21 protein-coding genes are annotated in these 22,247 nt (G+C 60.8%); 1 reads left to right on the top strand and 20 read right to left on the bottom strand.

What is annotated here, in order from left to right; genetic code table 11:
* Positions 1 to 3 precede the first annotated feature (3 nt).
* Genes QP968_RS00355 through QP968_RS00345 form a run of 3 tightly spaced genes read right to left on the bottom strand, consistent with a single transcriptional unit; the run spans position 4 to position 2,366 of the window.
* Positions 4 to 453, bottom strand: coding sequence for a hypothetical protein (locus tag QP968_RS00355; RefSeq protein WP_284854348.1), 450 nt, complete (start codon positions 451 to 453; stop codon positions 4 to 6).
* Positions 453 to 968 (bottom strand): hypothetical protein, encoded by a 516-nt coding sequence (locus QP968_RS00350; protein ID WP_284854347.1) that lies wholly within the window; start codon positions 966 to 968, stop codon positions 453 to 455. The genes QP968_RS00355 and QP968_RS00350 overlap by 1 nt, the downstream gene beginning before the upstream one ends.
* Positions 969 to 983: 15 nt before the next feature.
* Positions 984 to 2,366, bottom strand: coding sequence for a glycine--tRNA ligase (locus QP968_RS00345; RefSeq protein ID WP_284854346.1), 1,383 nt, complete (start codon positions 2,364 to 2,366; stop codon positions 984 to 986).
* A gap of 221 nt (positions 2,367 to 2,587) precedes the next feature.
* Between QP968_RS00345 and QP968_RS00340 the strand changes: the two genes are divergently transcribed.
* Entirely contained in the window at positions 2,588 to 3,025 is a 438-nt protein-coding gene (locus QP968_RS00340) for a Fur family transcriptional regulator (protein ID WP_284854345.1), read from the top strand.
* A gap of 46 nt (positions 3,026 to 3,071) precedes the next feature.
* Here QP968_RS00340 and QP968_RS00335 read toward each other — a convergent pair whose 3' ends face one another.
* The 17 genes from QP968_RS00335 to QP968_RS00255 form a co-directional block, all read right to left on the bottom strand.
* Complete coding sequence (locus QP968_RS00335; protein WP_284854344.1) at positions 3,072 to 4,184, bottom strand: VIT1/CCC1 transporter family protein; 1,113 nt, start codon at positions 4,182 to 4,184, stop codon at positions 3,072 to 3,074.
* The gene (locus tag QP968_RS00330) at positions 4,181 to 4,915 is read right to left on the bottom strand and encodes an isoprenyl transferase (RefSeq protein ID WP_284854343.1); all 735 of its coding nucleotides are present in this window, start codon (positions 4,913 to 4,915) and stop codon (positions 4,181 to 4,183) included. The genes QP968_RS00335 and QP968_RS00330 overlap by 4 nt, the downstream gene beginning before the upstream one ends.
* Before the next feature lie 7 nt (positions 4,916 to 4,922).
* Positions 4,923 to 5,663, bottom strand: a complete 741-nt coding sequence (gene recO, locus QP968_RS00325) for a DNA repair protein RecO (protein ID WP_284854342.1) — start codon at positions 5,661 to 5,663, stop codon at positions 4,923 to 4,925.
* A gap of 4 nt (positions 5,664 to 5,667) precedes the next feature.
* The gene (era, locus tag QP968_RS00320) at positions 5,668 to 6,678 is read right to left on the bottom strand and encodes a GTPase Era (protein ID WP_284854341.1); all 1,011 of its coding nucleotides are present in this window, start codon (positions 6,676 to 6,678) and stop codon (positions 5,668 to 5,670) included.
* A 66-nt stretch (positions 6,679 to 6,744) separates the two neighbouring features.
* A complete protein-coding gene (pdxY, locus tag QP968_RS00315; RefSeq protein WP_502870896.1) occupies positions 6,745 to 7,626 on the bottom strand; it encodes a pyridoxal kinase PdxY in 882 nt (293 codons plus the stop codon).
* A gap of 259 nt (positions 7,627 to 7,885) precedes the next feature.
* The gene (locus tag QP968_RS00310) at positions 7,886 to 8,980 is read right to left on the bottom strand and encodes an HNH endonuclease signature motif containing protein (RefSeq protein ID WP_284854339.1); all 1,095 of its coding nucleotides are present in this window, start codon (positions 8,978 to 8,980) and stop codon (positions 7,886 to 7,888) included.
* A gap of 204 nt (positions 8,981 to 9,184) precedes the next feature.
* Positions 9,185 to 10,588, bottom strand: a complete 1,404-nt coding sequence (locus QP968_RS00305; protein ID WP_284854338.1) for a hemolysin family protein — start codon at positions 10,586 to 10,588, stop codon at positions 9,185 to 9,187.
* Between the two features lie 5 nt (positions 10,589 to 10,593).
* Positions 10,594 to 11,163 carry an rRNA maturation RNase YbeY gene (gene ybeY, locus QP968_RS00300; RefSeq protein ID WP_284854337.1) on the bottom strand — a complete coding sequence of 190 codons (570 nt, stop codon included), beginning with the start codon at positions 11,161 to 11,163 and terminating at the stop codon, positions 10,594 to 10,596.
* Entirely contained in the window at positions 11,160 to 12,194 is a 1,035-nt protein-coding gene (locus QP968_RS00295; RefSeq protein WP_284854336.1) for a PhoH family protein, read from the bottom strand. Before QP968_RS00295 ends, ybeY begins: the two co-directional genes overlap by 4 nt.
* A 10-nt stretch (positions 12,195 to 12,204) precedes the next feature.
* On the bottom strand, positions 12,205 to 12,912 hold the full coding sequence (locus QP968_RS00290; RefSeq protein ID WP_284854335.1) for a 16S rRNA (uracil(1498)-N(3))-methyltransferase: 708 nt from the start codon (positions 12,910 to 12,912) through the stop codon (positions 12,205 to 12,207).
* Between the two features lie 4 nt (positions 12,913 to 12,916).
* Positions 12,917 to 14,047, bottom strand: a complete 1,131-nt coding sequence (dnaJ, locus tag QP968_RS00285; protein ID WP_284854334.1) for a molecular chaperone DnaJ — start codon at positions 14,045 to 14,047, stop codon at positions 12,917 to 12,919.
* 7 nt (positions 14,048 to 14,054) lie between these two features.
* The gene (gene hrcA / locus QP968_RS00280) at positions 14,055 to 15,080 is read right to left on the bottom strand and encodes a heat-inducible transcriptional repressor HrcA (RefSeq protein ID WP_284854333.1); all 1,026 of its coding nucleotides are present in this window, start codon (positions 15,078 to 15,080) and stop codon (positions 14,055 to 14,057) included.
* Positions 15,081 to 15,148: 68 nt separating this feature from the next.
* Positions 15,149 to 16,282: a radical SAM family heme chaperone HemW gene (gene hemW, locus QP968_RS00275; RefSeq protein WP_284854332.1), complete on the bottom strand. Its 1,134-nt coding sequence runs from the start codon at positions 16,280 to 16,282 to the stop codon at positions 15,149 to 15,151.
* Positions 16,283 to 16,302: 20 nt separating this feature from the next.
* Entirely contained in the window at positions 16,303 to 17,214 is a 912-nt protein-coding gene (locus QP968_RS00270) for a putative endonuclease domain-containing protein (protein WP_284854331.1), read from the bottom strand.
* A 380-nt stretch (positions 17,215 to 17,594) separates the two neighbouring features.
* Positions 17,595 to 18,263 carry a hypothetical protein gene (locus QP968_RS00265; RefSeq protein ID WP_284854330.1) on the bottom strand — a complete coding sequence of 223 codons (669 nt, stop codon included), beginning with the start codon at positions 18,261 to 18,263 and terminating at the stop codon, positions 17,595 to 17,597.
* A gap of 172 nt (positions 18,264 to 18,435) precedes the next feature.
* A complete protein-coding gene (locus QP968_RS00260) occupies positions 18,436 to 20,238 on the bottom strand; it encodes an AMP-dependent synthetase/ligase (RefSeq protein ID WP_284854329.1) in 1,803 nt (600 codons plus the stop codon).
* Positions 20,239 to 20,337: 99 nt separating this feature from the next.
* Complete coding sequence (locus tag QP968_RS00255; RefSeq protein WP_284854328.1) at positions 20,338 to 22,185, bottom strand: AMP-dependent synthetase/ligase; 1,848 nt, start codon at positions 22,183 to 22,185, stop codon at positions 20,338 to 20,340.
* Between the last annotated feature and the right edge of the window lie 62 nt (positions 22,186 to 22,247).

The following is a 22,247-nucleotide window of genomic DNA, read 5'->3' as shown; positions in this document are numbered from 1 at the left end:
TGACTAGATCATCGTGCGCCGTGCAGGCGTATCGATGAGCGTAAGCGCCCACGACATAAACGCGATGTCCGCCAGCGGCACAGCGGATGCTGCTGCCGTTGGCGTGACGGCGAGATCCTGCAATCCCCGCGGGGACGTTTCAGCAATGACAGCCCCGGCGGCGTTGGTCACTTTCCGTTTCTTCGACATCCGACCCGAGCGTTCCAACCGGTAGGAGCGCGAACCACAGCGGGCGGTGAGGACGCGTACGCCAAAACCGTGGGTGCGCACAGTCCACGTTTCCCCCTCCGCGGTGGTGCCGGTGACTTCCCAGCGCATGGCGCCGGCGGTGTGTTCAACGGTGATCGGCGGGCCACCGGCGATCTTCAAGGCGGAATCGGGGAGGGAGAAGGTGGCGAGGGAGACGCCGTCGGCGTCGATAAGCTGAGGCCCGCGCCATGTTGCGGCGAGCATTAGGGGCCGATCATCCAGACGAGGATGATGAAGACACTCAAGAACACCAAGAAACCAATCAACGCGGCGCTGTTGAGCATCTTGCGGGCTTCCAGCATCAGGCGCGAGACCCAGGCCAGGGCCACGATATGGGTGTACGGCAGAGTGGTTTCGCCCTCGAATTCGAGGATGGCTTTGCGCACACCATTGTGATCGCTGGTGAACTGGGCAACTTTCTGCCCGGCGGCGTCATCGATGATGAAATTCTTCGACGTTTCACCCACGATGACGTACTGCGCGCCGTCCACGTGCACGGTGAGCTGCTTGTCCCGCTTCAGGGAACCGTCGGCGCGCACAATTTCACGGCCGGAGCCGTCCTTGGCCACAGCGCCGGATTCGGGGGTAGTGATGAGCGCCCACGTATCCCCTTCCACCTGCGCTGAGTCATGGGTGAAGGAGGCCAGCACCTCCGGCCCCTTCTCGGCGAGCAGCTTCGGCTCATCCCGGTTGGTGCGATCCCAGCTCACGTAGTGCATTGTGCGAGACCTCTCTTAGCAACCAATAAGGCGTGCAGCCAGGTAGGACTCCAGCTCAGTGAGAGGCACGCGCTCCTGCTCCATCGTGTCGCGCTCACGCACGGTGACGGCACCATCCTCGAGGGAGTCAAAGTCATAGGTGACGCAGAACGGGGTACCAATCTCATCCTGGCGGCGGTAACGGCGGCCGATGGCACCAGAGGTGTCGTAGTCAACGTTCCAGTGCTGGCGCAGGGTCTGTGCCAACTCCTGTGCCGGACCAGCGAGCTCCGGCTTCTTGGACAGCGGCAAAACAGCAACCTTGACCGGTGCCAGACGGCGGTCCAGCTTGAGCACTACGCGGGTGTCCACGCCACCCTTGGCGTTCGGTGCCTCATCCTCGTGGTAGGCGTCGATGAGGAAGGCCATCATCGCGCGGCCCAGGCCGGCGGCCGGCTCGATGCAGTACGGGATCCAACGCTCGCCGGTTTCCTGGTCGAAGAAGCTCAGGTCCTCACCGGACTTCTCGGAGTGCGTCTTCAGGTCGTAGTCGGTGCGGTTAGCCACACCTTCAAGCTCGCCCCACTTGGAGCCCTGGAAGTTGTAGGCGTACTCCAGGTCCACGGTGCGCTTGGAGTAGTGGGACAGCTTCTCCTGCGGGTGCTCGTAGAGGCGCAGGTTGTCCGGGTTGATGCCCAGGTCGAGGTACCACTGGTGGCGGGCATCAATCCAGTACTGGTGCCACTGCTCGTCCTCACCAGGCTTGACAAAGAATTCCATCTCCATCTGCTCAAACTCGCGAGTGCGGAAGATGAAGTTGCCCGGCGTGATCTCGTTGCGGAAAGACTTACCCACGTTGGCAATACCAAACGGTGGCTTCATGCGCGCCGAGGTCATCACATTCTTGAAGTTCACAAAGATGCCCTGCGCCGTTTCCGGGCGCATGTAGTGCAGGCCTTCCTTGTCATCGACAGGGCCCAGGTATGTCTTCATCAAACCGGAGAACTCACGCGGCTCAGTCCAGTTGCCCGGCTGACCGGTCTCCGGATCGTTGATGTCTGCCAGGCCGTTTGCCGGCGGGTGGCCGTGCTTCTCTTCGTAGGCCTCCAGCAGGTGGTCTGCACGGTAGCGCTTGTGGGTGTACAGGGATTCCACCAGCGGGTCGGTGAACACCTCAACGTGGCCGGAAGCCACCCACACCTGCGGCGGGAGGATGATGGAGGTATCCACACCCACCACGTCAGCGCGGGACTGCACCATGGTCTTCCACCATTGGCGCTTGATGTTTTCCTTCAGCTCCACGCCGAGCGGGCCGTAGTCCCACGCGGAGCGCGTGCCGCCGTAAATTTCTCCGGCCGGGTACACAAGTCCGCGGCGTTTGCAGAGGTTAACGACGGTATCAATAGCACTCGTGGCCATGGGCAGTTCAACTCTCCTCGTTGGTTTCAGATTCATTCGCGGGGTTTGCGCAAATTAACGCCCCCAAGTCTAGCCTGTAGCATTTCTTCGCCAACCCCCGCACACATGTCGTGGAGGTAGCTTTTTCAAGTTCGCAGGTGGCTAGACTAAACTCTCGGTCAGATTCGCGGGGAGCTTATCGACGTCTCCCCTGCACCCCACGAACACAGTAGGTCGATTTCATGTCCCGGAACGCCCACTCCCACAGGCAGGCAGCTGCCCCGAAGATTGGTGCGCGTAATACTCGGCAGCGCGCCGCTGTTGTTGAGGTTCTGCAGGAGATTGATCGTTTTGCCTCTGCCCAATCCATCCACCAGGAGCTGACGCAGCGTGGCCAGAGGGTGGGTTTGACCACCGTGTACCGCACCCTACAAACCTTGACGGAAATCGGTGCAGTGGATGCACTGAATTCTGATACTGGTGAGACGCTGTACCGCCACTGTTTGAGCGACCGGCACCACCATCACCTCGTGTGCACCTCTTGCGGCCGTAGTGAGGAGATCGAAGGCGGGCCCGTGGAACAGTGGGCCAAAGATATGGCAGCCAGCCACGGCTATACCTTGTCAGGCCATGACGCAGAGATCTTCGGCACCTGCGCCACCTGCCAACAGAAATCCTAGGAGGCCTAGGAGGCCTTTCAGACCTCCTAGTGGGTCCTTGGACTCACTAGCCGATGATCGTGCCGAAGAGCACACCGAGCGCGTAGGTGACCACGGCGGCACCAAGCCCGATGGCGAGCTGACGGAATGCACGTGCCGCTGGCTTCTTGCCGGACAACAAGCCGGTAATACCGCCGGTGATCAGCAGTGCAAAGGACACCAGAACCAGGGCGGCGATAGCGCCCGGGCGTGGGTCGAGGCCGAAGATAAACGGGATGATGGGGATGAATGCGCCGGCAGCGAAGCACACGAAGGACGCGCTTGCTGCTGCCCATGCGCCGGAGCTATCACCCTCGTCAGCATCCTCTTTGCTGACGTCCAGCCCGTCATAGTGGTGGTGCTGGTGGCCCGTCATCATTGCCCAGAACACGTTATTCGCATGTGTTTCGGCTTCCTCAGCGCTCATACCGCGTGCGCGGTAGACCAAGGCCAGCTCATTTTCGTTCACATCCAGCTTGGGCAAGAGTTCGCGGGCTTCGGGGTCGGGAGTGGAGGCGTCAAGAAGCTCGGCCTGGCTTTTCACGCTGATGTACTCCCCTGCCGCCATAGATAACGCACCTGCGAGCAACCCCGAGATGCCTGTGAGCAGGATGTAATTGGACGACACACCCGAACCCATGACGCCGAGGACCAGCGCAACGTTGGACACGAGGCCATCATTCGCACCGAAGACTGCGGCGCGGAAAGAGCCGGAGAGTTTCTCCCGCCCCTGGGTGGCTAGCGCGCGGACAACCTCCGCGTGCATCGCTTCATCCGCGGTGATCTCATCGGATGCGTCAGTGTCCTTCAGATACGGTGACCCCTGTTCCGCGGTTTGCATCAAAGCAAGCGCAAACACCGGTGAGAAATTGCGCGCCATGAAAGACATGAAGCGTGTGCGCAGATCTGGTTTGAGAGGCATGCCCACTTCCGGGCCGAGTTTGTCGTGCCAGTACTTCTCATGGCGGGACTCAGCCTCCGCGATCTTCTCGAGGATCTCGCGCTCATCCCCCTCACGCTTCTTGGCCAGCTCACGGTAGGTGGCTGCCTCCGCACGCTCATTGGCAAGGTACTGGCGCCATCTGCGGATCTGCTCACGCGACGGGGCTTGTCGCTCCGTGCCCTTGTCCGCGTCCGTCATTTAGTGCCTCCGAATCTGCGGTCTCTCTGCGCATACTCATACACCGCACTGTAAAGGTCTTCCGCTGTGAAATCGGGGAAAAGTATATCCCTGTACACCATCTCTGCATAGGCCGACTGCCACAACAAGAAGTTAGACGTACGCTGTTCGCCCGAGGGGCGCAGGAACAAGTCCACATCCGGCATATCGGGGCGGTACAGCCACTTACTCAGGGTTTCTTCTGTCAGCTCCCCTGGCTTCAGCTCACCACGGCGGGCAGCCTCCGCGATCGCGCGGGTAGCATCCACCAATTCCGCACGGCCACCATAGTTAATGCACATGGCCAAGGTGAGTCCCGTGTTGTCCTTGGTCATCTCCTCGGCGATTTCCAGTTCCTTGATCACCGAACGCCATAGGCGAGGACGGCGCCCCACCCACACGATGCGCACGTTTTTGGCGTGCAGCTGGTCACGCTCCTCACGCATCACTTCGCGGGAAAAGCCCATGAGGAAGCGCACTTCCTCCGGGCTGCGCCGCCAATTCTCCGTGGAAAAGGTATAGGCGGACAGCCACTCCACCCCACCGAGTTCAATACAGGCATCCACCATGTCCATGAGCACTGACTTGCCCACACGGTGGCCCTCAGTACGTGGCATGCCGCGTTCCTGTGCCCAGCGTCCATTGCCGTCCATCACCAACGCGATGTGGCGTGGGATGAGATCTTTGGGGATATCCTGCGGGGTAGTAGTCACCGCTTCATTATGCCTGCTCCATGATTTTGAGTGAGCTCACCGCCGACTCAAGGTGATATTGGAGGTGCTGCGTGGTCAAACGATGCACTTGCGCTGCGGTTGTTTCCGTCAAACGTTCCTGCGCGGCGGCATAGTGCCCACCGGCCAGCAACCACATGATGTGCAAGGTAGCTTCCTCCACTTCCCGCGTTCCTGGTGGGCGGCAGTGCAGGCACGCAGCACCACCGATCTGTGGGTGAAAAGCATGGTGTGGTCCCGGACGGCCGCATTGGGCACAGTTGAACAGGCTCAAACCCCAGCCAGCATGGGCGGTGGCCTGCAGAATGAAGGCATCCAGCACCAAAGTGGGATTGGTGGCGTCTTGGAGGAGGCGGAGGGAGTGGGAGATGTCGTCGAAAAGCGTTCCATCCGCATAGCTCAACCTTTCCGCCGACTCCAAGATCGCGCACCCGGCGGTGTAACGATCAAAGTTATCGATGATCCCGCGACCGTAATACGCAACCGTGTCAGCCTGCGTGATGGTAGCCAGGCCGCGCCCCTGATTGCGGGCAGGATACAGCTGCACGTCGAGCTCCACGAACATCTGCACCCGCGAACCAAAACGACTTTTTGCCTTGCGCACGCCCTTGGCCACCGCGCGCACCAGCCCGTGATTGCGGGTGAGCAGCACAACGACGCGATCAGCCTCACCGAAGTCGTACGTGCGCACGACGAAGGCACGATCGCGGAAACTAGGCCGGGTTGCCATGATCTTAGAAGCCCAACCTACCCAAGTGCTTGGGGTCCGACTGCCAGTTCTTCAACACCTTGATGCGCAGGTCAAGGTAGACATTGCGTCCGAGCAGATCGATGATCTGCTTGCGTGCGCGCTGAACAATCCCGTTGAGGCGGCGCCCATCGCGGCCCTCCAGGATCGTCTTCTGGCCCGGGCGCTCCAAGTAGATCACGGCGTAGATCTTGGCACGGTCACCTTCGTTGATGATCTCGTCCACCTGTACCGCAACGGAGTGTGGCAACTCCTCACGCAGGCCCTTGAGCGCTTCCTCGCGGATGAGTTCGCTGATACGTGTCTCCGTGTCCTCGTCCGTGACATGATCCTCGGGGTAGAAACGGGGGCCCTCCGGCAGGTGCTTCTTCAGTACATCCACAAGCACGTCCAGCTGCACGCCCTCCGTGGCGGACACCGGCACAACATCTACGTCTTCTCGCCCGGTGGCCTCCACCAGCAGCTCGTGCAAGCGCATCAACTGCTCACCCACCTGATCTTTGCTGGCCCGGTCCAGCTTGGTCACAATGCCCACGATCGGCGCATTCGGCTTGGTTGTGCGCACCGCATCCAGAATCCACCGGTCGCCCGGGCCGATCTTCTCATTCGCGGGCACGGTCAAGCCGATCACGTCCACGTCAGCGAAGGTGTCCTTAACCACCTCATTGAGGCGCTCACCCAGCAGCGTGCGCGGGCGGTGCAGACCAGGCGTATCGACGAGCACAATCTGCACATCCTCCCTATTCACAATCCCACGGATCGGATGGCGCGTCGTCTCCGGCTGATCCGCCATGATCGCGATCTTCTCCCCCACCAGCGCATTCGTCAGCGTCGACTTACCCGTATTCGGGCGGCCCACAAAGCTGACAAAGCCGGAACGGAAACCTTCCGGAACATCGCCAAAGCCAGACCCGCTTATCGACGATCCCGCGAAAGCGTCCACGGGCACGTCATCCGGGAAGTCAGGAAAATCTGGCTCACGAGAAGTATCGCTCATGCTGTCCCATGCTACGGCCCCAACCGCCAGATATTGGTGTCAGGCGCGTCTGGCGTGGGGCTGGAGTTAGATTTCAGTGACCTCAAACTGCATCCGCGGGTGGGCGTATGCCTCCTGGGATTCCACCAGGAGCAGCTCCGGCGCGTTCGCGTTGTGGGTATTCTCAATGAGGTCGAACACACTCGATGCAGTCTTGGCCAGTGCATCCTTAGCAGCGGTGGCAGCATCGGTCCCGCCGATGGCCTCAATGTAGTGGCCGGTGAACAGTGCACACGCCACGTCACCGGAACCGTTGCGCTTGAAGGCCAAGCGTGGTGTTTGCACCAACCAACGCCCGTGGGAGTCCACCACGAGCATTTCCACCGTGTCCTCCGGCTGGTCCGGGCGTGTGACGGAGGTTACCAACACCGTGTCCGGGCCCATCGCGCGTGCAGCTTCTACGGCTTCCAGCGTGGAATCCAAATCCGTTGCTTCCTTGCCGGTGAGATAGCCCAACTCAAACTGGTTAGGGGTGATGATGTCCGCCACCGGCACCACCTTGTCCCGCAGCAGTGGCGGAATATTGTCCGACACGAAGCAGCCCGACTTGGCGTTGCCCATCACCGGGTCGCAGGCATACACCGCATTCGGGTTGAGCTCTTTGACGCGGGCCACGGTATCCACGATGACATCCGCAATATCATCTCCACCCTGGTAGCCCGACAGCACCGCATCCACCCGTGCCAACGCACCGCGGTCCTCAATCCCCTGAATGATCTTGCGTACCTGTTCCGCGGGAATCAGCGGCCCTTCCCACGCACCGTAGCCGGTGTGGTTGGAAAAGTTCACGGTGTACACCGGCCACACCTCATGGCCGATGCGCTGGAGCGGGAACACAGCAGCGGAGTTGCCCACGTGGCCATACGCCACCGCGGACTGGATGGAGAGGATGTTCTTCATGCGCCCCATTGTGCTCCCTCCCCTTAGGCGGTACGCATTCACCCCCGGCTACTCGGAGCTAACCGGCACAACGTGTGTCTAGTTTTAGTAACCCGCTTCGTTGGGTTTGGTGGTGATGGGGCGCCACGACTACCCGGTTTGACTATCGCGCGGCGCAGCGCTTCGCGACCTGCGTTTTTGCAGTGCGTGATTTGCGATAGTCAAACCAACCGAATTTGGGCATGCCGAAAGACCAGCTGTTGCTGGCTTTCGGCATGTGTTGGTGGGGTTATCTACCGTAGAGCAGTGTCATCGCGCCGTAGGGGTGGATGGTGTTGGGGATGAGGTGTCCGCGGGGTGATCTCCACATTGGTGCGCCCCGGATGTTGTCCACCCGGCCGTGGTAGCTGCGTTCTGGGTCGTCGTCGTTGGTGCGGTTGTGATACCGGCACAACATCGCCAGGTTATCCATGTTGGTTAACCCACCCTTCGACCAGGCTTTGATGTGGTGGACCTGACAGTTATCCGCCGCATGCCGGCAATCCGGTACTGGACAGATTGGTGATAATGCCCTGGCTAGGTCGCGTTGTTTCTGGTTAGCAAACCGTTGCGTGTCATACAGGTTGACCGCACCTTGTTGTGGGTGGAACATCGCTACTTCTAGAACGTCCCCAAAATTCTGGGCCAAGTATTCCGCACCGGTCATGGTGGTGCCATCGGTAAGCCCCAGGATGATGTCATCGCCTACACCACTGATGATCTTGATGTGTTCTTCTAGTGGGATGAGGATCAGTGGGCGGGGCACAGCAGGAGCAATCCGAGCTGGAGTCTCGCCCACAGTGTCGGGGCGAAGACCCAGGATGGTCATGAATGCTTCGTACATCTGTGGGCCGGCAGGCCCATCGCTGGTGATTTTTTGGCGTAGTGCGTACTCGATGGCTGCCATGTCGTGTTCTGGTCCCATAATGTTCATGGGGCGGGACTGTTTACGTGAGCGACCAAACCGGATTGTTGGCTCCGGGGCAGGCGTGTCCACTTCGGGGATGATGTCTTTCGCCCGACGCTGCAACGTCTCATAATTGCCTGGAACCGACAGCAACGCCAGGCGTAACTCCCATGTCTTGCCGGGGTCTGTGATCCCGGCAAGACATGATTCGATGTAGGCAAGCTGATCCAAGGACTTCTTCGTCGAGCGAGCTATCTTGATCGCGTTGGCTTGTTTGCGGGTGAACTTGGTGGGCCCGTGGTAGACCTTGTGGACTTTGGTCCATTCGCGCACAAGGGCTGGTTTGCAGCCAGCGTCGAGGAGGACCTGGGCATCAAAGGATGCCAGGGTCTCGATCGGGTTGGTTAAACCCGCGACTAGTGCTGCAAAAGTGTTCATGCCACGCACACTAAACCGAAAACCAAAAACGCGCGAACAGGGTATGTGAATAGTTGAAAGTTATCCACAGGGGGTGCGCGCTACCGCGCGCATAGGAGACTGCAGAACATGGCGGCTGCCAGCATAAACACCCCGGTTCCCTCGAAACCTAAAAAGTTAAGGACCGCGAAAAACGTTCGGACACACACGGTGTCCTTCAACCCGTTACTCGCTGGGGGCGGGGCGGTAGGTGCGGGAGGATCCGGAGGTGCTGGGTTCGGGGGTGTCGGAGGTGGGGGCGTCGATAAGCGACTCCGGAACTTCAATGAGTACGGTGCGCACTTTGATGCGTCCGCGGCGATCGCGGCCACCTTCGGCGGTGAAGCGGATGCCGCCTACTTCCACATCGGAGCCTGGCAAGGGCACGCGGCCCAGGCCGTAGGACAGTAGGCCCGCGACGGTTTCAACGTTGTCCGTGATTTCCTCGTCGAATTCGAAGGTGAAGCCCTGCTCGTCGGAGAAGTAATCCACCAGATCATCCAATGGCAAGCGTGCCTGGGCGCGGAAAAGGCGGGTGTCCGGGGCGGAATCCTCACTGTCCACCGGTTCGATCGGGGCTTCCTCGTCCGCGTCATACTCATCGGCGATCTCACCGACGATCTCTTCGAGGATGTCCTCCATGGTCATGAGCCCGGCGATGCCACCGTATTCATCCACCAGGATGGCAATGTGGGTTTGGTCCCGCTGCATTTCCTGCAGTAGATCATCCAGCGACTTGGAGTCGGGGACGTACATCGGTTCGCGCATAAGTTCCGTGATGCGCACACCGGTGCCGCCGTCAGTGCGGTTGTAGGTTTTGGCCACCACGTCTTTGAGGTACGCGATGCCCAGCACGTCATCAACGCTTTCCCCGATAACGGGGACGCGGGAGTGTCCGGAGCGGATCATCAGATTGGCTGCCTGGCCGGCGGATTTTTCGTGTTCAATCCACACCATTTCCGGGCGGGGCACCATCACCTGACGCGCCTGTGTGTCTGCCAGGTCAAAAATGTTTTGGATCATGCGGCGTTCGGTGGTTTCCACCACGCCCTGCTCTTGCGCGATGTCCACCGCTTCGCGTAGTTCCACGTCCGTGGCGTAGGGGTTTTCCAGGTCCTCTTCACCAGGGGTCACCAGGTTGCTGGCCCGAATGAGCAGCTTGGACAGCGGTCCCAGCACCGTGTACACGACGGTGAGGATCTGCGCCGCACGCAGGGAGATCGTGTACGGGTTCAGCTTGCCGGCCCGGCGCGCATTTATGCCGATGAGGCCAAAACGCAGCAACGCCACAGCCAGAATCGCGGCCGTGATCGCCCACACGCGGGATTCAATGAGCTCCAGCGCCGTGAGCAGCGCGAAGACTGCCGCGAGGGTGTCCAGCACCATTTGCACGAGCGCCAGCATGCTGAGGTGGTTGGTTTTGGAATCCACCACGCGCAGCAAGGCGCGCGCGCCGCTGACCTCGTCTTTGGCCATGGCTTCCACGCGCGCTTTGGAAATGGGGATGAGCGCGGACTCGATCATCTTGATCACGCCCGCCGCCGCCAAGGAGACGAGTGCTACGAGCAGGTAGGTTGCCCACAAAGTCACGGTGGTTACTCGCCTCGCTTCTCGACGATCCCGTCAAGCTCCACCCGATCCGCCGCCGACGGGAACGCGTGCTTGCCTTCCGGTTTGGGCTGGTAGGTGACGCCGCGGGCTGCCAAGTCGTCGTACCAATCCGCCAGGATCTCGTTCTGGAGTGCGAACATCTCACGCTCATCGGCCGGGGTGGCATGGTCATAACCCAGCAGGTGCAGGCACCCGTGGACGGTCAACAGCGCCATTTCATGGCCGAGCGGGTGGCCGGCAGCGTCTGCCTGCTTTCGGTCATACTCCGGGCACAAGATGATGTCGCCCAGCATGGCCGGGCCTGGTGCCGGCGCATCCGGGCGGCCGGAACCAGGGGTGAGTTCATCCATGGGGAAGCTCATCACATCCGTCGGGCCCGGCAGGTCCATCCACCGCATGTGCAGGTCCGCCATAGTGGGTGTGTCCACGCACGTGATGGTCAGATCTGTATCCGGGTGAACGTCCATGGCGCGCAACGCAAAGGAAGCAACGTCAACGAGCATTTCTTCGTTGACGTCCGTCTCCCCTGACTCGTTCAGGACTTCGATGCTCATGCTTGCTCCTTAGTGTCCGCTGGAGTGTCCTCCGGATGCGCCTGGTGTTCCGCCTCCGCATCCCACCGTGCGGCGCGGTCGGCGTCATACTTGTCATATGCGGCCACAATACGGCTGACCAATTGGTGGCGCACCACATCATTGGCTCCGAACTCCTGGAAGTGAATCCCGGGGACGTCGCGCAGGATCTTGCGCACGATTCGCAGGCCAGAGACCACACCGCGTGGCAGGTCCACCTGAGAAATATCGCCAGTGACCACCATCTTGGAACCAAAACCAAGGCGGGTGAGGAACATCTTCATCTGCGAAGGGGTGGTGTTCTGCGCCTCATCTAGAATGACAAACGCGTCGTTAAGCGTACGGCCACGCATGTAGGCCAACGGCGCCACTTCGATGATGCCGGCCTCCATGAGTTTGGGGATCATGTCGGGGTCGAGCATGTCCCGCAATGCGTCGTAAAGCGGGCGCAAATAGGGGTCAATTTTGTCATTCAGCGTGCCGGGCAGAAAGCCCAGCTTCTCCCCTGCTTCCACTGCGGGGCGGGTGAGAATGATGCGCTTGACCTCTTTGGCCTGCAGCGCCTGCACCGCCTTGGCCACTGCCAGGTAAGTCTTACCGGAGCCGGCGGGGCCAATGCCGAAGACAATCGTGTTCTCATCAATCGCATCGACATATTCCCGCTGCCCCGCCGTCTTCGGGCGGATGACCTTACCGCGGCGCGCGATGATCTCGCGTCCGAGAATCTCCGCAGCGGATTCCGGCATGTCCGTAGCCATGATGTCCACCGCGTGCTTCACCGCATCCGAGGTGATCACGATGCCGCGGCGGGCCATCGCCTGAATCTCATCCACCACCCGCGCGGCGTACGCCACGGCGTCAACCGGACCACGCATGGTTACGGTGGTGCCGCGAGCGAAAAGATCGGCGCCGAGCAGCTGATTGAGCGTATGCAGCGTCGAGTCATTGATGCCCAGCACAGCTTGGGCGTATTCGGGGTCGAGCTCATGGGAGCGTGTGACCAGTTCTGCCATGCGGCTCACCCTACCAGCGGCCCGTCAGCGCGCCGACGGCGGAAAGAGCAGCCAGCCCGGCACTCGCCGTGCGCAGAACCTCCGGACCCAGCGTGATCGCCTGCGCGCCGAGCAGCTCCAGTTCGTCTTCACCGATGCCACCTTCCGGGCCGATGATGAGGAAGATCTCATCCGCACTCAAATCCACATCCTTGATGCTCACGGTCGCATCCTCATGCAGTACGTACGCCACCTTGCCGCGCAGCATCTCCGCCAGCTGGTTCGTGGTCACCGGATCATGCACCTGCGGGATCCACGCCCGGCGCGATTGTTTCGCCGCTTCACGCGCGGTGGCCTGCCATTTCTCCACATTCTTGGCCACCTTCGGGCCCTGCCATCGCGCGATCGTGCGGTGCGAAATCCATGGCACGATCGCATCCGCGCCACCTTGCGTTGCCAGGTCCACGGCCAACTCCGCACGCTCAGATTTCGGGATGGCCTGCACAATCGTCACCCTCGGCGTAGGTAAAGGCACTTTTTGCTTATCGACGACCTCCCCCACCAGCCCATCCTTCCCCTCCACCGCGGTGACGCGGACTTCGGCGGTGGTACCGGTGCCGTCGATAAGCATGACGTGCTCTCCGGGCTGAATCCTTTTGACCGTGACGGCGTGGCGGCCCTCCGGTCCGCTAAGGCGACCAGATAAGGGATCTTCGGTGATGAAATACGGCAGACTCATGGTTCTAGCGGCGGAAACGGTTGCGCATGCGACCGAAGAAGCTGCCACCTTCCGGATGTTCTTCCTCCACGAAGGCCTCAGCGTCATGGCCGGCACGCAGGTCCTCGAGGGCTGCACGCTGGTCCTTGGTCAGCTCCGTCGGCACAACAACCTGGACGTGGGCCACCATGTTGCCAGCTCCTTCCGCGCGCAGGCGTGGCATGCCTTCGCCTTCCAGCACGATCTCCTCATTCGGCTGCGTACCAGCCGGGATCTCAATCGTGGTGGTCTCCCCCGCCAGGTTCTCCACCGTCACGTCTGTGCCCAGCGCTGCATCGAACATGGGAACGGAGACCTTCAGGTGCAGGTTGTCCCCATCGCGGACAAACACCGGGTGGTTATCCGTGGTGACCTCCACGTACAGGTCACCCGCTGCGCCACCACCGTGGCCGACCTCACCCTGACCAGCCATACGGATGCGCATACCGGAGGAAATACCGGCAGGGATATTCACCGTGATGTCCCGACGCGAACGCACACGACCCTGACTACCGCACTTCTGGCACGGATCGGTGATGATCTCACCGAAACCGGAACACTTCGGGCACGTCGTCGTGGTCATGATGTTGCCCAAGAAAGACTGCTGCACCTGCTGCACCTGGCCGTGACCATCACAACCATCACACATCACAGGCTTGGACTCAGATTCTGAGCCCGTGCCATGGCAGTGCTCACACAGCACAGCGGTATCCACGGTCACTTCCTGGCGAGTGCCGGTGTAGGCCTCCGCCAACGTGATCGTGGTGCGCAACAACGCGTCACTACCTGGCTGCACGCGGGAACGTGGCCCACGGCCTCCGCCACCGGCGCTGTCACCGAAGAAAGCCTCGAAGATATCGCCGAACCCGAATCCACCGCCGCCGGCACCGCCGGCAGCCTGCTCCATCGGGTCGCCCCCACGATCCACGATGTGCCGTTTATCCGGGTCGAGCAGTACTTCCTGCGCCAAGGAGATTTCGCGGAACTTCTCCGCCGCCTCATCCGTGTCGTTCACATCCGGGTGATACTTGCGTGCCAAACGCCGGTATGCCTTCTTAATCTCCGTATCCGTGGCGTTCTTATCCACACCCAAGATGCCGTAGTAATCGCGTGCCACAGTTGAGTTAAGTCCTTTCTTCGCCGGCGAGAATCAGGCTGATGTAGTTTGCCACCGCCGCAACCTTTTGAATCGTACCGGGGTAGTCCATGTACGTCGGGCCGAGGACACCCAAACCACCAAACGTCTCCCCCGCGGCGCCATAACTGGTGGTCACGATACTGGCCTTCGCTAGATCCTCATCCTCATTTTCTTTGCCGATAACCACGGAGACATTACCCAGCTCCGGCAGATTAGCCAGCAGCTTGAGCACCACCACCTGCTCCTCCAGTGCCTCCACGACGCTCAGCAAATCCGTCGTCTTTGGCACCAGGTTCGCCGCCCCCGCGATCAACACGCGGTCCGATGGAGTATCCACCAAGGTGTCCATGATCACCGCGATCGCCCGCGTCACGTGGTCCGCAACCGCCGGTGGCGGATCAGCTGCCAAGAGCGCCAGGGAACTCGACGCATCCGACATCGTCTTGCCGGCCAGGGCTCCGTTGAGGAGGTCGCGGAGGTAGGTGACGCCGGATTCGTCGATAAGCGAACTGAGCTCAACATTGCGCTGATCCACGCGGCCGTTATCCGTGATGACCACGATCAACAGGCGACGCGACGTTAGCGCCACAACCTCACAATGCTTGATGCGTGAGACCGACAACGTGGGCAGCTGCACCACCGCCGCTTGGCGCGTGAGTTGCGCCAACAAGTGCGCCGAACGCCGCATCACGTCTTCTAGGTCAACGCCGGATTCCAAGAAATCCGAAATAGCGCGACGCTCCGGCAGCGACAGCGGTTTGACCTCATTGATCGCATCGACGAAGGCGCGGTAGCCCTTCTCCGTGGGTACGCGCCCCGAGCTCGCGTGTGGCTGCGCGATGTAGCCCTCCGTCTCAAGCACCGCCATATCGTTGCGGATCGTTGCGGAACTGACCTGGAGCTTGTGCTTCTCCACCAGGGTTTTGGATCCGACCGGCTCCTGCATCGCGATGTAGTCCGCCACGATCGCGCGCAGAACCGCCTGCCTACGTTCGCGTGCAGGACTAGCCATGTTCGCGCCCTCCTTAGCACTCATTTAGCACTCTAAAGCGTCGACTGCTAAGCCAGTCTAGCGTCGGATCACTCCGCCGCCAAGATGTCCGTGATGATCCCGTCCGCCAAAAGCCTGCCCGCATCCGTCACCCGAATCCGCTCATCCACCTCAAGCAGCCCAGCGCGCACATGCTTATCGACGACACCCCGCGCCCCCTCCCCCACCCACCCCGCAGGGATCCCCTCCTTGAGCCGCAGACCCAGCATGATCTGCTCAAAGTGGTGCTCCTCATCGGTGATGGTCTCCGTGCGATGAATGGGCAGCTCATGCCCGGCAAGCATCTGGTTGTAGCGCTCTGGGCGCTTCACGTTCATGTACCGCGTCCGGTTGACATAGCCATGTGCCCCGGGCCCCGCACCCCACCAGTGACCGCCGCGCCAGTAGATGAGGTTGTGCCGGCACTCCCCGCTTTCCTTCGCCCAATTGGATACTTCGTACCAGCCATAGCCGGCCTGCTCCAGTGTGTCCGCGATGAGCTCATAGCGGTCCGCATACGTATCTTCCTGCGGCGCCGGCAGCTCGCCCTTACGGATCTTCCGGGACATCGCCGTGCCATCCTCCACAATCAGCGAATACGCCGACACGTGATCCACCCCCGCCTCCAGCACCGCCTCCAAGCTGCGCTTCACGTCATCTTCCGTCTCCGTCGGCGTGCCGTAGATGAGGTCCAAATTCACGTGCGCAAACCCTGCTGCCTGCGCTTCCTTCGCTGCTGCCACCGCCCGGCCCGGCGTGTGCTGCCGGTCCAACACCTTCAAAATCGGCGTGGACGCGGACTGCATCCCCAACGACACCCGCGTGAACCCATGCGTCTTGAGCCCCTCGAAGTACTCCGGACTGGTCGACTCCGGATTCGACTCCGTGGTCACCTCCGCCCCCTCGGCGAGGCCAAATGTGTTCCGGATCCGTGCGAGGATCCTGCCCAAACCGTCCGCCCCCAATAGCGATGGTGTTCCCCCACCAATGAATACCGTGTCCGCCGGCTGGCCCTCCTGCCCGTATTCTCGCGCGGCCAGCTCCAGCTCTTGCTCTAACGCATCCAAGTACGCCGCATAGCTCGTCTCTGTCTCCGACGGGGTATACGTGTTGAAGTCGCAGTACCCGCACCGCGTCGAACAAAACGGGACGTGCACGTACACGCCAAAAGCGTCAGAACTCATACGTGCCAGTCTAAGCAGACTCACGCCACCGCACCTTTAGCCCGGTTCCGCTCAACCTCCGCCTGCACCTCCCGCACAAACTTCGCTGGGTCCCGCAACAACTCCGCTGGAGAGTACCTCAACACCGACACCCCCTCGTTCCGGATCCGGTTCTCCCGCTTCTTCTCCTCCAACAACACCTGTCCCGTCTCCCCATACTCACCCGAGTACTTCACATCCCCGTCGATCTCCACGACCGTCCAGCTTTCGACGAGGAGATCGGCGCGGTATTTGCCGTCGCAAAGCAATGCTTGTGCTTGCACATTCAACCCAGCGCGGATGAGCAAACCCCGCGCGTATGGCTCGAACGGCGACTCTGAACAGGCCACGGAGAACTCCACCGCGTCACGCACATTCCGCACTCCTCGCACCGGCCCCAGCAACGCAACCTGCCTGCGCATTTCTTCGAGATCCATCCCCATCCCTCTCAACCAATCCGCCGCCACCAGGCCGGCGATAAACCCGTGATGCCGAGCAATCTCCACAAACACCCGAAACAACCGCGGTGTCCGCACCCCACCCACGTGCAGAATTTCCTCCTCTGCCAATGCCAGCCGCCGGTACAGGGTCCCGGACTGCCACTGCGCCCGCGGCGGAATCTCCGCCAGCGCCAACTCAACTGGCTCGCGAGCACTGCCCGCCACCCACATTCCGTGTATGCGCGCCGCCGAATACCCCGTCAGCACCGCCCGATGCGCACCCAATCCCACCGCGTAAGCCCGCACAAACGCCTTCTCGTAGTCCGGCAGATCCTGGTAGCACTCTGTACGAATTGCCTTGTCCCTACTCAGCAGAGTCACCGACCCGTCCTGGATACCCGCCAACACCTCGCGGTTGTGCCCCGCCATGGTCCGCAAGTTAATAATCAAAGCAGCCAATTCCGCTCGTCTCATGTCCCCCATGAACACAGCTTCGGTGATGACGCTCCGTTTGTCGAGCTTTACCAATTAACCCCTGTGGAATTCGCTTGGTTATCCACAAGCTGGTGCCTTTCCGCTGTTGTCCACCGGTTCATTGTCTTCCAAACCGTGATGAATGAATTGCAATAAATCAACTGCAATAAATGAACTCAAATAAACCAAGTGGCAGCATCAGTCTCCGCAAAAATCTGGCGGCCCATCCTGGTTTATTTGAAAACATTTATTGGGGTTTGCGGTTTGGGGCGGCTAGGGGGGGCGTCAGCTGGAACCGAGGTGGTCAGGAACCGAGGTGGTCAGGAACCGAGGTGGTCAGGAACCGAGGTGGTCAGGAACCGAAACGGGCCAGGAACACACTAGGCGCCGCGGCGGGAGCGCTTCGCAGCGACCTTGGCCACGATCGCATCCACACGCGCGCGTTCCTCCAGGAACTTCGGTGGGTTAGAGCCGCGCATAGCGCGGGTGAAGCCGGGATGCTCAGCAGCAACAGCGTCGAGCCAGCCGTCAACGGCAGATTCCACCAGTTCACCAACACGAGCGTAGAGGTGTGGCAGGGACACAGCGGCGAGGTTCTGCGCGACCATGTCGGTTTGTTCGAGGGTGTAGTCCACCACTTCACCGAGATGCTGGACGATAAGGTCGGTACGCTGGACGCACGCTTCCGTCATGTCCTTCACCGGGGAGGGGGAAGGAAGAGGGAAAAGCTCGAAAAGCCCGGAGGCGTCGAGGCGCTCAGGTTCGGGAATGCGCTCTTCGGCGGGCAACGCCGCGGAGATAGACCCAGCGCGGACCCCAGATACGAGCGCTTGGCGTAGGCCGATCAGTTCACCAACGACGCGACGGGCATCAATGCGTGCGTCATCGACAATCTCGGCGAATTCTGCGAGGCAATCGTCGGTAAGTTCGCCATCGTAATCGGCGATAGCTTCGGCGATGTGCTCGATGTATTCGGCAACTTCGTCGCCGATGTTGTAGACCTCTTGGGTCAGCTCGCGGTGGCGCAGCGTCGCAGCGGTCCGGTGCACACTCGCCTCCTTGGGTTGACCGGGTTAGTGGGTTCGGTGGCCAACATTAAGCCAGAAATTCACAGGTTCCTGTACGGCGCGCCGGAAGAGCATCAAACAGAGACTAAAACTCGTGCCAAAAGGAGAATGGTCCCCGGCAACAAGGCCGGGGACCATAGCGGGGTGAGTAGTTCTACGGGTAGAGCTTGCGCATCTGGTGGTCGAAGCTCTTCAGCACCGCCGGACGCTTCACCTTCAGGGACGGGGTCAGTTCGCCGTCTGCTTCGGTGAGGTCGCGCGGGAGGATGCGGAACTTCTTAATCGCTTCCGCATTACTCACTGCCTGGTTGGTGCGGTTGATGGCGTCCTGCATTTCCATGCGCAGGTCATTGCGCTTGGCCAGACGGTAGGTGGGCTCGTCCGGATCGATGCCACGCTCCGCTTTCCACGTCGAAAGCGCGTCCTCATCAAGGGCGATGAGGGCACCGATGAACGGCTTGCCGTCACCAACCACGACTGCCTGGGAGATGAGCGGATCCTGGCGGAGCAGCTCCTCGAGTGGCTGCGGGGCAACGTTCTTGCCGCCGGAGGTGACCAGGATGTCCTTCTTGCGGCCGGTGATGAAGATGTTCCCGTCATCGTCGAGGTGGCCGAGGTCGCCGGTGTGGAAGAAGCCGTCGATAAGCGCTTCCTTGGTAGCTTCCTCGTTCTTCCAGTACCCGGTGAAAACGCCGGGGCCGGAGAAGCAGATCTCGCCTTCCTCTGTGAGTTTGACGGTGTAGCCCATCATGGGCTTGCCCACGCTGCCGATCTTGCGGTCATCGCCGAAGCTGAGTGCGGCGGCGGAGGACGTTTCGGTGAGACCGTATCCCTCATAGACCGGCAGGCCGGCACCGCGGTAGAAGTGGCCGAGTGGGATGCCCAGTGCGGAGCCGCCGGAGATACCGTAAGACACCTTGCCTCCGAGGGCCTCGCGGATCTTGGAGTAGACGAGCTTGTCAAAGAGCGCTCGCTTCGCGCGCAACACTAGCGAAGGGCCGCCCTTGTCCAGCGACTCGGAGTAGGCGATGGCGGTCTTTTCCGCGTCAGCGAAGATCTTCGCGCCGATCGCGGAGCCATCGGATGCTTTTCTGCGGGCAGCGTCGCGCACCTTCTCATACACACGCGGCACACCAAGCACGAGATCCGGCTTCACGCGCTGGAACTCAGCAGCAATGGTGGACACGTCCTGCCAGTGGGTTTGGGTGGTTTCACCGATCGTGGCGGCCAGGTGCACGGAGCGCGCCATGACGTGAGCCAGGGGCAGGTAGGTGACCACCTTGTTGCCACGGTGAGCCACCTGGCCAGCCGGGTGAGCCAAAAGACCACGAATCTGGAAGATCCAGTTCAGGTGGGTGATCATGCAGCCCTTGGCACGGCCGGTGGTGCCGGAGGTGTACACCAAGGAGGCAATGTCATCGTGGTGGATTCCGGCGATGCGCTCATCCAGCTCAGCGTCAGTGACGGACTGGCCGGCTTCCTTGAGGGTGGCGATGGCGCCGGGTTCATCGTCGAAAAGCATAATCTCGCGGAGATCCGAATCGATGACCGAGGAGAACATGCTGCCGTGCTCTGGGCGCTCCCCGATCGCGATGACGGCGCCGGAATCTTCGACGATCCACTGCACCTGGTCCAGGGAGCTCGTGGGGTAGATCGCGGCGGTGGTCAGGCCGGCGGCCATGATGGCAAAGTCCACCACTGCCCACTCGTAGCGCGCACCAGAAAGAAGGGCAACACGATCGCCCTTCTGCGCGCCCAAAGCGATGAGCCCCTTGGCCACTTCGCGCACCTCGGCGACGAACTCAGCCGCAGTGACATCTCGCCACTCGTGAGCTTCGGGTTTGGTGAACAACACTGTGTCCGGGCGGGCCTCAGCATTAGCCACGAGAGCCGAGTAGCAGTTTTCATCCGGCGCGACGGTGAATGGTGCCGGAGTGGTGTAGGTGGACAGGGCCATGACAGTAAAACTCCCTTCGAGGTACTTTGCAAAGTAAAAATACCGTGAAGGGGGTGTGTTCGTGGCGGTTTCAGAAACTTTTTGTTAACTACGCCACAATTAGCGGTACAAGCGATCGATGTCCTTCTTGTAGCGCTCAAAGACCACGTTGCGCTTGATCTTCATAGTCGGGGTCATCTCGCCGGAATCCTCCGAAAGATCCCTGGTCAGAATACGGAACTTCTTAATCTGCTCCGCGTGGCTGACCGTGCGGTTGACCTCATTCACAGCATCCTGGACGTAAGCGCGCAGCTCCGGCGTCTTCACCAACTGACGCAGCGGGGTGGACTCCGGAACGTTGTTGCGCTCCTTCCAGCGGCGCAGCTCGTCCTCGTCGAGGGTGACTAGCACACCAACGTAGGGCTTACCATCGCCGACGATCAGCGCCTGGGAAATCAGCGGATCACCGCGCAGAATGTCCTCCATCGGACCAGGCGAGACGTTCTTGCCGCCGGCGGTGACAATGAGGTCCTTCTTGCGGCCGGTGATGGTGATGTAGCCGTCCTCATCAATCTCACCCAAGTCGCCGGTGCAGAACCAGCCATCCTTGATCGCCTCAGCGGTGGCTTCCGGGTTGTTCCAGTAGCCCTTGAACACACCGTCGCCCTTGAAGCAGATCTCACCGTCTTCATTGATCATTGCGGAGTAACCGTTGAGAGGCTTGCCCACGGTACCGATCTTGGTTTCCTCACCAAAGTTCACGGCTGCAGCAGCAGCGGTTTCGGTCAGCCCGTAGCCTTCACAGATTGGCAAACGCGCACCGCGGAAGAAGTGGTTGAGGTGCTTGGACAGTGCAGAGCCACCGGAGATAGCAAATTCGGCTTCCCCACCAACCGCATCGCGCAGCTTCTTGTACACAAGGCGGTCAAAGATGGCGCGCCTCGCCTTCAGGAACAGCGACGGCCCCTCCGGGGTATCCAGCGCCTTGGAGTAGGCCACCGCGGCCTTCTCCGCCTGAAGGAAGGTGCGCGCCGCAAAGTCGGAGCTATCGGCAGCCTTGTTGTAGGCGCCATCGCGCACCTTCTCAAAGATGCGCGGCACACCCAGCAGCATGTGCGGCTGGAAACGCTGGAGCCCCATGACGATGGTGCGGGTGTCAGACCAGTGAATCTGGTGCGCACCAGCAATGGTGGAAGCCAAGGCAACGGCACGAGCTAGAACGTGGGCCAGGGGCAGGATGGTGACGTAGCGGACGTCCGGGCGGGTAGCAATGGTGTGACCAATCGGGTGGGTCAACAGCGCTACTGCCTCATGCGCCCACACCAGGTGGGTCAGGATGCAGCCCTTGGGGCGGCCGGTCGTGCCGGAGGTGTACACCAGCGAGGCTAGGTCGTCGTGCTGGATGCGGGAAATGCGATCGTCAATAACTGCATCCTCAACGTCCTTGCCATCCTCAGCGAGAACCTCAAGCGCATCCTCCGCAAAGGATAGCGTGCGCAGCAGCTGGGACGGTGAATCCTTCAGTCGCGGCGTGCCATCTTCACCCAACAACAGGTTGTTGTAGAGCTGCCGGTTCGCCTCTGTATCCGTGACCGCGATGCGAGCACCAGAGTCCTCCACGATCCACTGCACCTGGTGCTCTGACGAAGAGGGGTAGACCGGCACACTCGATGCGCCGGCAGCCCAAATAGCAAAGTCCATGACGGCCCAGCCGTAGCTGGAATCCGCCATGAGCGCCACGCGGTCACCGAACTCAATGCCATTAGCCACCAGCCCCTTAGCTACGGCACGGAACTGCTCCATGAACTCACGGCCGGTCACTTCTACCCAGTCATGGCCATCAGGGCGGGAGAACATCACCTTGTCGGGATTCTCCGTGCACTGCTTAATTACGAGCGTCAGACAGTTCTCGTCGGGCGCGAGCGTAAAGCCTGCTGGGGTGGAATACGTCTTGCTGGGAGTAGTCACGGACCTACCTTTCGCTACTTTTCACGACCTTCGCGGTGTGTCGAACAATACAAAACCGTACC

This window comes from Corynebacterium sp. MSK041, from assembly GCF_030232265.1.
In the GTDB taxonomy this organism is placed as follows: Bacteria; Actinomycetota; Actinomycetes; order Mycobacteriales; family Mycobacteriaceae; genus Corynebacterium.
This window is presented reverse-complemented; position numbering and strand designations above follow the sequence as displayed.

Coding starts and splice junctions, on each gene's coding strand:
- QP968_RS00355 (WP_284854348.1), bottom strand. CDS start 453: ATGCTCGCCGCAACATGGCGCGGGCCTCAGCTTATCGACGCCGACGGC.
- QP968_RS00350 (WP_284854347.1), bottom strand. CDS start 968: ATGCACTACGTGAGCTGGGATCGCACCAACCGGGATGAGCCGAAGCTG.
- QP968_RS00345 (WP_284854346.1), bottom strand. CDS start 2,366: ATGGCCACGAGTGCTATTGATACCGTCGTTAACCTCTGCAAACGCCGC.
- QP968_RS00340 (WP_284854345.1), top strand. CDS start 2,588: ATGTCCCGGAACGCCCACTCCCACAGGCAGGCAGCTGCCCCGAAGATT.
- QP968_RS00335 (WP_284854344.1), bottom strand. CDS start 4,184: ATGACGGACGCGGACAAGGGCACGGAGCGACAAGCCCCGTCGCGTGAG.
- recO (WP_284854342.1), bottom strand. CDS start 5,663: ATGGCAACCCGGCCTAGTTTCCGCGATCGTGCCTTCGTCGTGCGCACG.
- era (WP_284854341.1), bottom strand. CDS start 6,678: ATGAGCGATACTTCTCGTGAGCCAGATTTTCCTGACTTCCCGGATGAC.
- pdxY (WP_502870896.1), bottom strand. CDS start 7,626: ATGGGGCGCATGAAGAACATCCTCTCCATCCAGTCCGCGGTGGCGTAT.
- QP968_RS00310 (WP_284854339.1), bottom strand. CDS start 8,980: ATGAACACTTTTGCAGCACTAGTCGCGGGTTTAACCAACCCGATCGAG.
- ybeY (WP_284854337.1), bottom strand. CDS start 11,163: ATGAGCATCGAAGTCCTGAACGAGTCAGGGGAGACGGACGTCAACGAA.
- QP968_RS00295 (WP_284854336.1), bottom strand. CDS start 12,194: ATGGCAGAACTGGTCACACGCTCCCATGAGCTCGACCCCGAATACGCC.
- QP968_RS00290 (WP_284854335.1), bottom strand. CDS start 12,912: ATGAGTCTGCCGTATTTCATCACCGAAGATCCCTTATCTGGTCGCCTT.
- hrcA (WP_284854333.1), bottom strand. CDS start 15,080: ATGGCTAGTCCTGCACGCGAACGTAGGCAGGCGGTTCTGCGCGCGATC.
- hemW (WP_284854332.1), bottom strand. CDS start 16,282: ATGAGTTCTGACGCTTTTGGCGTGTACGTGCACGTCCCGTTTTGTTCG.
- QP968_RS00270 (WP_284854331.1), bottom strand. CDS start 17,214: ATGAGACGAGCGGAATTGGCTGCTTTGATTATTAACTTGCGGACCATG.
- QP968_RS00260 (WP_284854329.1), bottom strand. CDS start 20,238: ATGGCCCTGTCCACCTACACCACTCCGGCACCATTCACCGTCGCGCCG.